This is a genomic window from Bradyrhizobium sp. P2_E8, from assembly GCF_056403875.1.
Window position 1 is genome coordinate 1 of the sequence record NZ_JBFUES010001754.1, and the last position, 769, is coordinate 769.

1 protein-coding gene is annotated in these 769 nt (G+C 64.4%); it reads right to left on the reverse strand.

The features are described 5' to 3' along the window. The coding region (locus AC1D00_RS43695; protein ID WP_477015008.1) for an ABC transporter substrate-binding protein at nt 1-769 on the reverse strand (769 nt) is incomplete at both ends.

A 769-nucleotide genomic window follows, 5' to 3' on the forward strand; every position in this document is an offset into this window, starting at 1 on the left:
ACCAGGGCTTGGCGACGTCGAGCTGCTCGACGGCAGTCTTGGCGTCCGGGTTCTTGCTCAGGAACTCGACCATGTCAGGCGTCTTGTAGGCGGCCATGTTGGGCGCGAAATAGCCGGTGGCGCGGCTCCACCAGGCGCTCTTCTCGGGCGAGGTCATCCACTTGATCAGCGTCCAGGCAGCCTTCTGCTTGTCGGCTTCGAGACCGGCCGGAACGATCAGCGAGGCGCCGCCGATCGGCACGGCGTTGCGGACGTTGCGCGGGATGAAGGCGACCTTGTAGGCGAACTTGGCGTTGTCGCGCACATAGGTCAGCGAGCCCGTGGACAGCATGATCATCGCGGCGTTGCCGGAGATGAAGGAGGTGCTGACGGCCGGACCGGCCGTCGCGCCGGGCGGATGCACCTTGTGCTTGCTGACGAGGTCGTTCCACCAGGTCAGCGCGCCGAGCATCGAGGGCGTGTCGTAATAGACTTCGCCGCCGAACTCCTCGTTGTAGTAGCGCCCGCCATTGCTCATGGTGAGCGTTTCCATCATCCAGCCGCAATAGTCATAGGCGCAGGGGATCGCGATGCCCCATTGGGTCACCTTGTCGCCCTCGCGCTTGGTGAGCTTCTTGGCCCAGTCGGTCAGCTCGGCCCAGGTCTGCGGCGGCTTGTTCGGATCGAGGCCGGCTTCCTTGGCCTTGTCGGCGTTGATGTAGAGCAGCGGCGTCGAATTGTGGAAGGGCACGCCATAGACCGAGCGGTTGATCACCGCGTTGCCCTGGAG